This window comes from Ancylobacter sp., assembly GCF_965229075.1.
Taxonomy (GTDB): Bacteria; Pseudomonadota; Alphaproteobacteria; order Rhizobiales; family Xanthobacteraceae; genus Ancylobacter.
The window spans coordinates 1,103,810-1,116,322 of record NZ_CBDDIO010000002.1; the positions used below are offsets into that span (position 1 = coordinate 1,103,810).

Consider the following 12,513-nt stretch of genomic DNA (forward strand, 5'->3'; position numbering starts at 1 on the left):
CGGAGGGACGCGACTTTCTATAACCTTTCGTGAAGCTGTCATGCGAGAGTGGAGCCGCGTTGACGCGGGCGTGAAAGAGCCTATTTATGCTGCAATGCACAAGAACGGCCGGCCGGGACCGATCACGGGGACGGTACCAAACAGGCGCGGACGACGGAGGACAGCATGGCAATCGGCGTTTTCGGCGATGTGCCTGATGCGACGGAAGCGGTGGCCTCGCCCGAGGTGACGCTGGAAGCCGCCTCGGCGCTGACGCGGCCTATGTACTGGATGTTCGAACTCGGCCACGCCGCGCTCGACCCGCTGCGCATCATGGCCGATGCCGGACGGCTGTTCTACCGCAACCCCGCCAATCCGCTCAGCCATACCGGCTTCGGCAAGACCATGTCGGCCTCGCTGGAAATGTTCGAGCGCACGACGCGGCGCTACGGCAAGCCGGAATGGGGCATTGACGAGGTCAACGTTGGCGGCGTCAGCGTTCCCGTCACCATCGAGACGGTGTGGGAGCGGCCCTTCTGCAAGCTGCTGCATTTCCGCCGCGACTTCGCGCACAAGCCGCGCCGGCCGCAGCCGCGCATGGTGATCGTCGCGCCGCTGTCCGGCCATTACGCCACCCTGCTGCGCGGCACGGTGCAGACGCTGCTGACCAATCACGATGTCTACATCACCGACTGGGTCGATGCGCGCAACGTGCCGGTGTCGGAGGGGCCGTTCAGCCTCGACGACTATATCGACTATGTCATCGACATCTTCCACCATCTCGGCGGCGGGGTGCATGCGCTCGCCGTCTGCCAGCCGGCGGTGCCGGTGCTCGCCGCCGTGGCGCGGATGGAGGAGCTGGGCGACCCTGACGTGCCCGCCTCCATGGTGCTGATGGGCGGGCCGATCGACACGCGCGAGAGCCCGACGGCGGTAAACCATTTCGCCCAGGAGCGCGGCATCGACTGGTTCCAGCGCAATGTCATCACCACCGTGCCCTGGCCCAATGCCGGGGTGATGCGGCAGGTCTATCCCGGCTTCCTGCAACTGCACGGCTTCATGGCGATGAATCTGGAGCGCCATCTGAAGGCGCATGCCGACATGTTCGGCCATCTCGTCAAGGGCGACGGCGATTCCGCCGCCAAGCACCGCGAATTCTACGACGAATATCTCTCGGTCATGGATCTGCCGGCGGAGTATTACCTACAGACGCTACAAACCGTGTTCATCGACCACGCGCTGCCGCGCGGGCGGATGACCCATCGCGGCGCCCGGGTCGACCCGTCGAAGATCCGCAATGTCGCGCTGCTCACCGTCGAGGGCGAGAATGACGACATTTCCGGCATCGGCCAGACCCGTGCGGCGCAGACGCTGTGTTCCGGCCTGCCGGACGACATGAAGGCGCATTACCTCCAGCCGACCGTCGGCCATTACGGCGTGTTCAACGGCTCGCGCTTCCGCGCCGAGATCGCCCCGCGCATTTCCGACTTCGTGCTCTCGCACAACTGGCCGAAAAAGGGCCACAACCGGCCGAAGGGCGGGGCCGAGGCGGGCGGCGAATAAACGCCCGTTTTCCGGCGGCGCGGGAGCCGGCGCGATGCTAGCGTCGGCCCATGCTGACCGACGCCACCCACGATCTGTTCGACCTCACCTTGCCGAATGCGGCCACGCTGTATGAGGCGCTGCTCGCGCGTGACGCGCGCTATGAGGGGCGCGCCTATGTCTGCGTCGCCACGACGGGCATATTTTGCCGGCTCACCTGCCCAGCCCGTAAGCCGCTGATCGAGAATTGCAGCTTTCGCCCGACCATCGGCGCCTGCATCGAAGCGGGCTTTCGCCCCTGCAAGCGCTGCCATCCGCTGCGGCCAGCCGCCGAGGCGGAGCCGATGATCGCGGCGCTGCTCGCCGCGCTGGACGCGCGCCCGGCCTACCGCTTCGGCGAGGAGGACATCACCCGCATGGGCTATGACCTCTCCACCGTCCGCCGCGCCTTCAAGCGGCATTTCGGCATGACGTTCCTCGACATGGCGCGCCACCGGCGGCTGCGCGAAGGCTTCGAGACGCTGGCGCTCGGCGGGTCGGTCATCGCCGCGCAGCAGGAGGCCGGCTTCCAGTCGGCCAGCGCCTTCCGCGCCGCCTTCGCCCGGCTGATCGGCTGCGCGCCGGGCGAGATCGCCGGCGAGGGACGACTGCTCGCCGACTGGATCGGCACGCCGCTCGGCGACATGATCGCGATTTCCAGCACCACCCATCTGCATCTGCTGGAATTCATCGAGCGGCGCGGCCTGCCGGCAGAGATCGCCCGGCTGCGCAAGGGGGTGAAGGGGGAGCTGGGGATCGGCAGCCACCCGCCGACGGAGAGCATCCGCCGCGAACTCAGCGCCTATTTCGCCGGCCGGTCGGCGGATTTTGCCACGCCTGTCGCGCTCGACGGCAGCGCCTTCACCCGCGCCGTCTGGGCGGAGCTACGACGCATACCGGCCGGGGCGACGGCGAGCTATGCCGACATCGCCCGGCGGATCGGCGCGCCGACGGCGATCCGCGCCGTGGCCCGGGCCAATGGCGCCAACCAGCTGGCGCTGATCATTCCCTGCCACCGCGTCATCGGCACCGATGGCGCCCTCACCGGCTATGGCGGCGGGCTGTGGCGCAAGCAGCGCCTGCTGGAAATCGAGAGCCGTTACCGGGCACCCGCCGCAGCGGCGGGGTGACGCGGCACCCGCGCCAGGAGGCGCGGCGTCAGACAGGGCCGTTCGCGCGCGCTCAGTGCGCGCGGGCAAACATCTCGTTGAAGGAATAGCCGGAGCCGCGCACGGTGCGGATCGGGTCGGGCTGGCGCGGGCGGTTCAGCGCCTTGCGCAGGCGGCCGACATGCACATCGACCGTGCGCTCGTCGATATAGACATCCTGCCCCCACACGCCGTCGAGCAGCTGTTCGCGCGAATAGACGCGGCCCGGCGACTGCATGAGGAATTCCAGCAGCCGGAACTCGGTGGGGCCGAGATGCAGCTCGCGGCCGGCGCGGTGGACACGCTTGGTTTCGCGGTCGAGCTCGATGTCGCCGGCGCGCAGCAGGGTGGAGATGTGCTCGGGCTTGGCCCGGCGCAGCAGCGCCCGCACCCGCGCCACCAGCTCCGGCACCGAGAACGGCTTGACCACATAATCGTCGGCGCCGGTGGCGAGCCCGCGCACGCGCTCGGTCTCCTCGCCGCGGGCGGTGAGCATGAGGATCGGCATGCGCTCGGTTTCCGGCCGGGCGCGCAGGCGCCGGCACAGCTCGATGCCGGAGAGGCCGGGCAGCATCCAGTCGAGGATCAGGAGGTCCGGCACGCTTTCGCGCAGCCTGGTCTCCGCCTCGTCGCCCCGCCCGACATTATCGACCGAATAGCCTTCGGATTCGAGATTGTAGCGGAGCAGGAGGGTGAGGGGCTCCTCATCCTCCACGATCAGTATGTTGGTGGGCATGATATCATCCCCGAGCGTTCGCGGGTCGCCGGAATCAGGCCGGGAACGCGACGCTGGTCAGGCTGCTGGTATCCTGCTTCGGCCGCTCCTCGGTAAGCAGCTGGCCGGTGACAAGATAATGGATGGTTTCCGCGATGTTCGTCGCGTGGTCGCCGATACGCTCGATGTTCTTGGCGCAGAACAGCAGATGCGTGCACAGCGAGATGTTGCGCGGGTCCTCCATCATATAGGTGAGGAGTTCGCGGAACAGCGAGGTGTAGAGCACATCGACCTCGCCATCGCGCTGCCAGACTTCCAGCGCCCGCGCCTGATCGCGCGTGGCATAGGCGTCGAGCACCACTTTCAGCTGTTCGAGCACGATGGTCGACATGTGCTCCACGCCGCGCACCAGCTTCTGCGGGTGGAATTCGCCGGTGAGGGCGAGCACGCGCTTGGCGGTGTTCTTGGCGAGGTCGCCGATGCGCTCCAGGTCGTTGGCGATGCGCATGGCGGCGACGATCTCGCGCAGATCGCCGGCGAGCGGCTGGCGACGGGCGATGATGAGCACCGCCTTTTCCTCGATCTCCCGCTGCAGCAGATCGACCGGCCCGTCGAGCACGATCACCTTCTGCGCCAGCTCGGTGTCGCGCTTGACCAGCGCCTGCACGGAATCGGCAACCAGACGCTCCGACTGTCCGCCCATTTCGACCACGCGGCGGCCGAGTTCCTTCAGGTCGGTGTCGAATGACGAGACGATATGTTCGGTCATGGGGCAGGCCTCTCTCGTCGCGGGCTCAGCCGAAGCGGCCGGTGATGTAGTCGCGGGTGCGGGCTTCGCGCGGGTTGGTGAAGATCTCGTTCGAGGCGGCGACCTCGATGAGCTCGCCGAGATAGAAGAAGGAGGTGATGTCGGCGCAGCGCGCCGCCTGCTGCATGTTGTGCGTCACGATGACGATCGTGAATTCCTGCTTCAGCTCGTCGATCAGGTCTTCGATCTTCGAGGTCGAGATCGGGTCGAGCGCCGAGGTGGGCTCGTCGAGCAGGATCACTTCCGGCCGCACGGCGATGGTGCGGGCGATGCACAGACGCTGCTGCTGGCCGCCCGACATGCCGAGCGCCGAGGTGTGCAGGCGGTCCTTGGTCTCTTCCCAGATCGCCGCCTTGCGCAGGCACCATTCGACGCGCTCGTCCATCTGCGCCTTGGACAGGCGCTCATGCAGCTTCACGCCGAAGGCGATGTTGTCATAGATCGACATCGGGAACGGCGTCGGCTTCTGGAACACCATGCCGATGCGCGAGCGCACGACGGTGGAGTCGAGGTCCTTGCTCAGCAGGTCGGCGCCGTCGAACAGGATCTTCCCTTCCGCGCGCTGGCCCGGATAGAGCTGGTACATGCGGTTGAAGATGCGCAGCAGCGTGGACTTGCCGCAGCCGGAAGGCCCGATCATCGCGGTGACGCGCTTTTCCGGGATCTCGAAATTGATGTTCTTCAGCGCGTGATTGTCGCCGTAGAAGAAGTTCAGCTTCTCGACCTTGATCTTGGGTTCGGCCGACGGCGCGGTGGCGCGGTTGACGGCGGAGGCGATGTCGATCGACGTTTCAGGTGCGAAATTCATGGTCCGTCTCACTTCATCTTCGCCAGGACGAGGCGGGAAAGGATGTTCAGGGTCAGAACCCCGACGGTGATGAGCAGGGCGCCCGCCCAGGCCAGCGCGACCCAGTCCTCGAACGGGCTGGCGGCATATTGATAGATGGCGATCGGCAGGCTGGCCATCGGCGCGTTCAGGCTGATCGACCAGCCATTATTGCCGAGCGAGGTGAACAGCAGCGGCGCCGTCTCGCCGGCGGCGCGGGCCACCGCCAGAAGGATGCCGGTGACGATACCTGCCCGGGCCGCGCGCCAGGTGACGAAGGTGACGACCTTCCACTGCGGCGCGCCAAGGGCGAAGGCCGCTTCGCGCAGGCCGATCGGCACCAGGTTCAGCATGTCCTCCGTGGTGCGCACCACGACCGGAATGATGATGATCGCCAGGGCGATGGAGCCCGCCCAGCCGGAGAATCCGCCGAACGGCACCACCAGCAGCTGGTAGACGAACAGGCCGATGAGGATCGACGGCGCCGAGAGCAGCACGTCATTGACGAAGCGCACCGCGTTGGCGATCTGGGTTCCGCGGCCGTTTTCGGCCAGGAAGGTGCCGCACATCAGGCCGATGGGGGTGCCGATGAGGAGCGCGACGCCGATCTGGATCAGCGAGCCGACGATGGCGTTGAGCAGGCCGCCCCCGGCGCCGGGCGGCGCGGTGATCTTGGTGAAGACGTGCGGGCCGAGCGCGGGCAGGCCGCGGATCACCAGGGTCCACAGGATCCAGGCGAGCAGGATGAGCGAGAGCACGGCGAAGCCGGTGCTGATCACCTTGACCGTGTAGTCGGTGGCGCGGCGGCGGGCGAGGGATGCCATGTGTGTCTCTCCCTCAGCCCTTGAGCCGGGACCGGACGAGCAGGCGCGAGAGCGCGAGCACGATGAACGAAATCACGAACAGGATGAAGCCCAGTTCCAGCAGCGACTGGAGTTTCAGCGAACCGGTGGAGGCTTCGGGGAACTCGTTGGCGATGGTGGAGGCGATGGTGGCGCCCGGAGCGAAGAGCGACGCCGACATGCGTGTGGCGTTGCCGATGACGAAGGTCACGGCCATGGTCTCGCCCAGCGCGCGGCCAAGGCCGAGCATGACGGCGCCGACCATGGCGGTGCGGCCATAGGGCACCGAGACGTTGCGGTAGACCTCATAGGTGGTGGCGCCGACGCCATAGGCGGATTCCTTAATCATCGGCGGCACCGATTCCAGCACCTCGACGAACATGGCGGTGATGAAGGGCAGGATCATGATCGCCATGATCAGGCCGGCGGTGAGCATGCCCGCGCCGAGCGGCGGGCCCTGGAACAGCGCGCCGATCACCGGCAGCGGGCCGAGCCATTCGATCAGCGGCGGCTGAACATAGGCGGCCATCAGCGGCACGATGACGAAGAAGCCCCACATGCCGTAGATGATCGACGGGATCGCGGCGAGCAGCTGGATCGCGACGCCGATCGGCCGGCGCAGCGGGCCGGGGGCGATCTCGGTGAGGAAGAAGGCGATGCCGAAGGACAGCGGCAGGGCGATGATCACCGCGATGACCGCGCTGAAGACGGTGCCGAACACCATCACGCCCGCGCCGAACACCTCGGTCACCGGGTTCCACTTGGTCGACCACAGGAAGGAGATGCCGAATTCCTGCAGGGCCGGCAGGCCGCCCTTGAACAGCATCGCGATGATGAGGCCGAGCAGCAGCAGCACCAGAATGCCGCTGGCCCAGAGAATGCCGACGAAAACCGGGTCGCTTACGCGGCCCGTCGGCTTGTGCGCCGCGATCAGGCCGGCCTCCGCCTGCCTTCCGCTGAGAGTGGCATCCATGTCGTGTGATCCTTGGAGCGCCTTGTCACCCTGAGCCGCGATCGGCCGGAGGGGCGGCGTACTACTGGGACGGAACAGGTGTCGACGCGGCAGAGTACCGCTCGCCGGAGCAGACGAGAAGAGGCGGCCACGGGCCGCCTCTTCCAGGTGCGGTTCAGGATCAGTTGGTCCAGACGGCCTTGCCGTCGGCCTTCACGTCGCTCGCCCAGGCCTTCTTGATCTCGGTGACGACGGCGTCCGGGAGCGGGATGTAGTGGAGCTTCTCGGCGATGGCGTCGCCTTCCGCACCATAGGCCCAGTCGAAGAACTTGATGACTTCCGCCGACTGCGCGGCATTGGTCGGGTTCTTCGGCAGCAGGATGAAGGTGGCGGAGGTGATCGGCCAGGCGCCTTCGCCGGCGGTGTCGATCATCGAGGCGGCGAAGTTCTTCGCGCCCTTCCAGTCGGCGGCGGCGGCGGCTTCGACGAACGCCTTGGTCTCGGGCTTCACGACCTTGCCGGCCTTGTTGACGAGGTCGGTGGTGGCGAGCTTGTTGGCGGCGGCGTAGATGAACTCGACGTAGCCGATGGCGCCCTTGGTGTTCTTCACGGTGCCGGCAACGCCTTCATTGCCCTTGGCGCCCGCGCCGACCGGCCACTGGACCGAGGTCGCCGCGCCGATGTTCGACTTCCAGTCGGCATTGGTGGCGGCGAGGTAGGAGGTGAACACGAAGGACGTGCCCGAGGAGTCCGAACGATAGACCGGCACGATGGCGATGTCGGGAAGCGTCGCACCCTTGTTCAGGGCGGCGATCTTCGGGTCGTTCCACTTGGTGATCTTGCCCTGGTAGATGTCGGCGATGGTGGCGCCGTCGAGGGTCAGGGCGTGGTCTTCGCCGAGATTGACGATGGCGACCACCGAGCCGATCACGGTCGGGAACTGCAGCAGGTTGGCGGATTCGAGCTTGTCGTCCTTCATCGGCGCGTCGGAGGCGCCGAAATCGACGGTGCGGTTGACGATCTGGTTCTGACCACCGCCGGAACCGATCGACTGATAGTTGAGGCCGGTGCCCGTCTTCTCCTTATAGGCCGCAGCCCAGGCCTGATAGACCGGAGCCGGGAAGGAGGCGCCCGCGCCGTTGATGTCAGCGGCGAAGGCGGCGCCGGAAACCAGGGCGCCGAACGACAGCGCAGCAGCGCCGAGCAGATGGGTGAATTTCAAGGGTCTTCTCCTTAGGTCGGGAGATGGGCAGCCTGGCCGAACAACGCCGGCTTACCCGATTGGCCGAAGGGCGGTGGACAGTTCACTCGGGAGTCTTACCGCCCGGGCACCAAGGTTCTATGACCCTTCGATGAACCCTTGATGACAGTTCAAATTACTGAAAATATTGAACTTATCGCTTCGGCGCCGACGCCGTAGACAAACGCACGGAGAATGTCGAGCCGACGCCCGGGGTGCTCTCGATGCCCATCTTGCCGCGATGGCGGGCGACGATGTGCTTGACGATGGCAAGGCCGAGTCCGGTGCCGCCCTGCTCGCGCGAATGGGCGGTATCGACGCGGTAGAAGCGCTCGGTCAGGCGCGGCACATGTTCGGGCGCGATGCCGGGACCGTAATCGCGCACCGTCGCCACCGCATCCGTGCCCTCGCGCGCGACGGTGATCTCGACGCGCCCGCCGGTGCCGCCATATTTCAGCGCGTTCTCCACCAGGTTCTCGAACACCCGGATCAGCTCGTCGCGGTCGCCGCGCACCTCCACCGGCTCGGCCGGCGGGGTGAACAGGATATCCACGCCGCGCTCGCGGCCGAGCGGGGCGAGCGCCTCGCGCACATGGCCGACCACGGCCGCGAGATCTACCGCCGCCTCTGGGCGCAGATGCGCGTTCAGCTCGATGCGCGAGAGCGAGAGCAGGTCGTCGATCAGCCGCGACATGCGCCGCGCCTGCTCGTTCATGATCTTGAGGAAACGCTCGCGGGCATTGGCGTCGTTGCGCGCCGGCCCCTGCAATGTCTCGATGAAGCCCGACAGCGAGGCCAGCGGCGTGCGCAGCTCATGGCTGGCGTTGGCGACGAAATCGACCCGCATCTGCTCCACCCGCCGCTGCGGCGTGAGATCGACGAAGCTGAGCAGCACCGCCTCGATGGGCGCGCCTTCGCGCAGCAGGCCGGGCCGGATCGGCACGATGTCGGCGCGCAGCCAGCGGTCGAGCGGCACGCGCTCGGCAAATTCGATGCGGCGGGCCGTGCCATCGGCCACCGAGGCCCGCAGCGCTTCCAGCACCTCCGGCACCCGCACGGCGAAGGAGACGGGGTCGCCGACGCGCACACTGGCGAGAAGGCCGACCGCGGCGGTGTTGGCGGCCAGCACGGTGCCGCGCGCATCGAGCAGCAGAGCTGCCTCGGGAAGGGCACGCACCAGCGCCGGCAGCCGCTCCTCGGCGCGTGGCGAGGGCCGAGGCTCGCCGCTGAAGCGGGCGAGCGCCGCCGCTACCGGGCGCTTGCGCGTCGGCAGCAGGGCCGCGAAGGCCACCAGCAGGCCGATGGTGAGACCCGCGCCCGCGTTCATCGCCCCGGCCCAGATTGCCCCGGCGAGGCCGAGCGCGGCCGCGGCAAGCACCCAGCGGGCGCTGACGAGGCGCTCCCGCAGCGTTTCTTCCGCCAATTGCCGCGTCTCGTTGACGGCCATGCCCGCGTTTCCTGCCCGATGTTAAGGCGCGGCGTTCGCCCTCTTTAAGGCGCGCCGCGCTTTCCTGATATGCTTTCTGAGCCGGCATCGGAAGGCGAATCGGCCGTGGCGGGCGAGGATCGCGACTCGCCGGCCCGAACCTTCCGCAGTTCGGCACGTTGCCCTTATGATCGTGTTGAAAGGCTTCCATATGACGAAGCGGCCCGCCGCCCCGACTGCGCTGAAACCCGGGAGCGAAGAGGCGGAACTCGCGGCCGCCGTGGCGGGGTTTTCGGTGGAGGCGGAGGAACTGCCGCCGCTGATCGCCGAGCATGCCTATGGCAGCGGCGACTATCCCTACACCGACCGGCCCAAGCGCAAGACCTATGAGGCCGAGTTGCATGCGCTGCAGATCGAGCTCTTGAAGCTGCAGGAATGGGTGAAGGCGCAGCGCGAACGCATCGTCATCGTCTTCGAGGGCCGCGACGCGGCGGGCAAGGGCGGCACCATCCACCGCCTGACCCAGCATCTCAACCCGCGCTTCGTGCATGTGGTGGCGCTGGACAAGCCAACCGAAGCGGAAGCCGGGCAATGGTATTTCCAGCGCTACATCGCCCATCTGCCGCGCCGGGGCGACATCGCGATCTTCGACCGCTCCTGGTACAACCGCGCCGTGGTCGAGCCCGTCATGGGCTTCTGCACGCCGCAGGAGACGGCGCATTTCCTTGAACAGGTGCCCACCTTCGAGAAGATGCTGGTGGATGACGGCATCCGTCTGTTCAAGATCTGGCTCGACATCGGGCGGGAAATGCAGCTGCTGCGCCTGCATGAGCGCCATCAGGACCCGCTCAAGCGCTGGAAGCTCTCCCCCGTCGATCTCGCCGCCCCGGCCCGTTGGGACGCGATCTCGGCGGCGCGCGACGCCATGATCGCGGCGAGCCACACCCCGGTGCCGTGGGCAGTGGTGCTGGGCAACGACAAAATGCGGGCACGGCTCGGCGTTATTCGTCAAATCCTCGCCCAAATTCCGTATGAGGGCAGGGATGATGGCGTTGTCGGGATTCCCGATCCCGCTATCGTGCTCGACGGCCGCGCCTTTCTGGCGCGTTCCGCCCCTTGAATCGTCTGCCGCAGACCGTGTGAAGGACGCCTGATGCGCCATTATGGAATTGCCAGCCTCGTGCTGGGCATCGGCCTGTCCATGGACCTCAGCGGCGCGAGTGCCGACCCGATGCCCGCCCCCGCGGCGGATTACCAGGCCCGTGCCCGCGCTCTGCAGGGTATGGAGGTCGGCGTGGCGCACCACCAGGGCAAGGTGCGGGTCGAGGTGGAGCGCGGCAGCCAGCCCAATGGCATGGTCAGCCTCATCGACCTCGCGACCAGCAGCGTGATCGTGATGGTGGACGTGCCCGGCATGGACCGCATCGCCGTCGAGACGGACATGCCGCCCGGCTTCGCCTTTTCCGACGCCAAGCGTCAGGGCACGCGGGCGGGGAAGGGTGAGGCGCTGGGCGAGGCCTGCGACCTGTGGCGCTTCGCCGTGCCGGCACTGAACCAGCCGGTGGAAAGCTGCATCACGGCCGACGGCATCGTGCTGCGCACCACCACGCAGATGAACGGCAAGCCGGTCGTGCTGTTCGAGGTGACCGAGCTATCCCGCACGCCCCAGGACCCGGCGGCGTTCGCCCTGCCGAAGGGTATGAAGCCGAGCAAGATTCCGCCCAGCATGCGCGCCCTGGTGCCCGGCCTAGGCCGCTAGAGCACCTTCTACCGATCAGGTCGCTTCAACCTGATCGGATCAGACTCTCGCCGGGACGGCCTCAGCCGGCGGCGCGGCGGCGTTCCGGCTTGGCGGCGTCGTCCGGCGTGGCGTCCGGTTCGATCACCGGAAGGGCGGCGAGCGGATCGGGCGAGATGCCCTTGGTGGCATTGAGCCGGCGCCGGCTCATCATCAGTTCGCGCGCGCCCATCAGGATCAGGGCGATGGCGAAGGGCGTGACGTAATAGAGCAGCCGCAGCAGCAGCAGCGCGCCGAGCAGCGGCTCGGTCTCGAATTGCGGCAGCGCCACCAGCATCGCGGCGTCAAACACGCCGAGCCCACCGGGCGCATGGCTGGCGAAGCCGAGCAGCGTGGCGGAGATGAACACCACGCCAAGCGCGATCGGATCGATGAAGGGCTCTTCCGGCATCAGCACATACATGGCCGCGGCGCAGAAGGAGAGATCGATGATGCCGATGATGATCTGCAGCAGGGTGAGCTTCCACCCCGGCAGGGTGACGGTCCAGTGCCCCTTGCCGACACCGATGCGGCGCGGCTTGAGCCCCACCCAGGTGACATAGGCGGCGAGGCCGGCGAGCAGGGCGAGGCCGATCAGCCGGTTGACCCAGGGCGGCAGGTGGTCCACCGCGCTCGCCGCCCAGGGCTCGACCGAGACGCCGAGGCCGAGAATGGCGATGTTGCCGAGCCAGAAGGTGAGGCCGGTGATGAAGCAGAGCTTGGCCACGTCCACCGCGCCCAGCCCGTGGGCGGAGTAGATGCGGTAGCGCACCGTGCCGCCGGTGAAGGCGGAGAAACCGATATTGTGGCCGATGGAATAGGAGGTGAACGAGGCCAGCGCCGCGACCCGATAGGGCACATGCGGCTTGCCGATGGTGCGCAGAGCGAACCAGTCGTAGAAGGTCAGGGTGAAATAGGCCCCCGCCACGAGCAGCGCCGCCACCCCGATGCGCCAGGGGTCCGTGCCCGAGATCGCCTCCAGCACCTCGGCGGGCCGGATGTTGCGCAGCATCTTGTAGAGCACGAAGACGGCGATGCCGATGATGATGAGGCTCGCGACCAGACCGAGCGTGTGCCAGCCAAGCCGCGCACGCAGCCAGCCGGCGATCGCCTTCAGTCCCTTCATCGCGTCTCCGTCCCTGCTGTTATGCCAGTATGCCGGCCAGCCCTAGCAGACCCGGCGGCCTTGTGAAACACGGTCGACCAAGCGTCGCATTAG

12 protein-coding genes are annotated in these 12,513 nt (G+C 67.3%); 4 read left to right on the forward strand and 8 right to left on the reverse strand.

Annotated features, from left to right (window positions below):
- Positions 1 to 165 precede the first annotated feature (165 nt).
- On the forward strand, positions 166 to 1,542 hold the full coding sequence (locus tag ACO07Z_RS11195) for a polyhydroxyalkanoate depolymerase (protein ID WP_421698797.1): 1,377 nt from the start codon (positions 166 to 168) through the stop codon (positions 1,540 to 1,542).
- A gap of 50 nt (positions 1,543 to 1,592) precedes the next feature.
- Positions 1,593 to 2,690 carry a bifunctional transcriptional activator/DNA repair enzyme AdaA gene (locus ACO07Z_RS11200; RefSeq protein WP_421698798.1) on the forward strand — a complete coding sequence of 366 codons (1,098 nt, stop codon included), beginning with the start codon at positions 1,593 to 1,595 and terminating at the stop codon, positions 2,688 to 2,690.
- Positions 2,691 to 2,742: 52 nt separating this feature from the next.
- On the opposite strand, the gene phoB is transcribed toward ACO07Z_RS11200, so the two are convergent.
- The 7 genes from phoB to ACO07Z_RS11235 form a co-directional block, all read right to left on the reverse strand.
- Positions 2,743 to 3,444 (reverse strand): phosphate regulon transcriptional regulator PhoB, encoded by a 702-nt coding sequence (gene phoB / locus ACO07Z_RS11205; RefSeq protein ID WP_018388729.1) that lies wholly within the window; start codon positions 3,442 to 3,444, stop codon positions 2,743 to 2,745.
- A 34-nt stretch (positions 3,445 to 3,478) separates the two neighbouring features.
- Positions 3,479 to 4,192: a phosphate signaling complex protein PhoU gene (gene phoU, locus ACO07Z_RS11210; protein ID WP_421698799.1), complete on the reverse strand. Its 714-nt coding sequence runs from the start codon at positions 4,190 to 4,192 to the stop codon at positions 3,479 to 3,481.
- A gap of 25 nt (positions 4,193 to 4,217) precedes the next feature.
- Entirely contained in the window at positions 4,218 to 5,039 is an 822-nt protein-coding gene (gene pstB, locus ACO07Z_RS11215; RefSeq protein WP_421698800.1) for a phosphate ABC transporter ATP-binding protein PstB, read from the reverse strand.
- Between the two features lie 8 nt (positions 5,040 to 5,047).
- Complete coding sequence (gene pstA, locus ACO07Z_RS11220; RefSeq protein WP_421698801.1) at positions 5,048 to 5,881, reverse strand: phosphate ABC transporter permease PstA; 834 nt, start codon at positions 5,879 to 5,881, stop codon at positions 5,048 to 5,050.
- Between the two features lie 13 nt (positions 5,882 to 5,894).
- Positions 5,895 to 6,872: a phosphate ABC transporter permease subunit PstC gene (pstC, locus tag ACO07Z_RS11225; RefSeq protein WP_421698802.1), complete on the reverse strand. Its 978-nt coding sequence runs from the start codon at positions 6,870 to 6,872 to the stop codon at positions 5,895 to 5,897.
- A gap of 160 nt (positions 6,873 to 7,032) precedes the next feature.
- Positions 7,033 to 8,073 carry a phosphate ABC transporter substrate-binding protein PstS gene (gene pstS, locus ACO07Z_RS11230; protein WP_421698803.1) on the reverse strand — a complete coding sequence of 347 codons (1,041 nt, stop codon included), beginning with the start codon at positions 8,071 to 8,073 and terminating at the stop codon, positions 7,033 to 7,035.
- A 172-nt stretch (positions 8,074 to 8,245) separates the two neighbouring features.
- A complete protein-coding gene (locus tag ACO07Z_RS11235; RefSeq protein ID WP_421698804.1) occupies positions 8,246 to 9,538 on the reverse strand; it encodes an ATP-binding protein in 1,293 nt (430 codons plus the stop codon).
- Between the two features lie 190 nt (positions 9,539 to 9,728).
- On the opposite strand from ACO07Z_RS11235, the gene ppk2 reads away from it, so the two are divergent.
- Together ppk2 and ACO07Z_RS11245 are read left to right on the forward strand one after the other, a co-directional pair.
- The gene (gene ppk2, locus ACO07Z_RS11240) at positions 9,729 to 10,637 is read left to right on the forward strand and encodes a polyphosphate kinase 2 (RefSeq protein ID WP_421698805.1); all 909 of its coding nucleotides are present in this window, start codon (positions 9,729 to 9,731) and stop codon (positions 10,635 to 10,637) included.
- A gap of 33 nt (positions 10,638 to 10,670) precedes the next feature.
- Complete coding sequence (locus ACO07Z_RS11245) at positions 10,671 to 11,276, forward strand: hypothetical protein (RefSeq protein WP_421698806.1); 606 nt, start codon at positions 10,671 to 10,673, stop codon at positions 11,274 to 11,276.
- Between the two features lie 61 nt (positions 11,277 to 11,337).
- On the opposite strand, the gene ACO07Z_RS11250 is transcribed toward ACO07Z_RS11245, so the two are convergent.
- Positions 11,338 to 12,420, reverse strand: coding sequence for a UPF0104 family protein (locus ACO07Z_RS11250; protein WP_421698807.1), 1,083 nt, complete (start codon positions 12,418 to 12,420; stop codon positions 11,338 to 11,340).
- Positions 12,421 to 12,513: the final 93 nt, after the last annotated feature.

Bases quoted from the DNA above. Each gene is read 5' to 3' on its own strand.
- ppk2 (WP_421698805.1), top strand. From the start codon at position 9,729: ATGACGAAGCGGCCCGCCGCCCCGACTGCGCTGAAACCCGGGAGCGAA.
- pstA (WP_421698801.1), bottom strand. From the start codon at position 5,881: ATGGCATCCCTCGCCCGCCGCCGCGCCACCGACTACACGGTCAAGGTG.
- pstC (WP_421698802.1), bottom strand. From the start codon at position 6,872: ATGGATGCCACTCTCAGCGGAAGGCAGGCGGAGGCCGGCCTGATCGCG.
- ACO07Z_RS11250 (WP_421698807.1), bottom strand. From the start codon at position 12,420: ATGAAGGGACTGAAGGCGATCGCCGGCTGGCTGCGTGCGCGGCTTGGC.
- pstB (WP_421698800.1), bottom strand. From the start codon at position 5,039: ATGAATTTCGCACCTGAAACGTCGATCGACATCGCCTCCGCCGTCAAC.
- phoU (WP_421698799.1), bottom strand. From the start codon at position 4,192: ATGACCGAACATATCGTCTCGTCATTCGACACCGACCTGAAGGAACTC.
- ACO07Z_RS11200 (WP_421698798.1), top strand. From the start codon at position 1,593: ATGCTGACCGACGCCACCCACGATCTGTTCGACCTCACCTTGCCGAAT.
- ACO07Z_RS11235 (WP_421698804.1), bottom strand. From the start codon at position 9,538: ATGGCCGTCAACGAGACGCGGCAATTGGCGGAAGAAACGCTGCGGGAG.
- ACO07Z_RS11195 (WP_421698797.1), top strand. From the start codon at position 166: ATGGCAATCGGCGTTTTCGGCGATGTGCCTGATGCGACGGAAGCGGTG.
- phoB (WP_018388729.1), bottom strand. From the start codon at position 3,444: ATGCCCACCAACATACTGATCGTGGAGGATGAGGAGCCCCTCACCCTC.
- ACO07Z_RS11245 (WP_421698806.1), top strand. From the start codon at position 10,671: ATGCGCCATTATGGAATTGCCAGCCTCGTGCTGGGCATCGGCCTGTCC.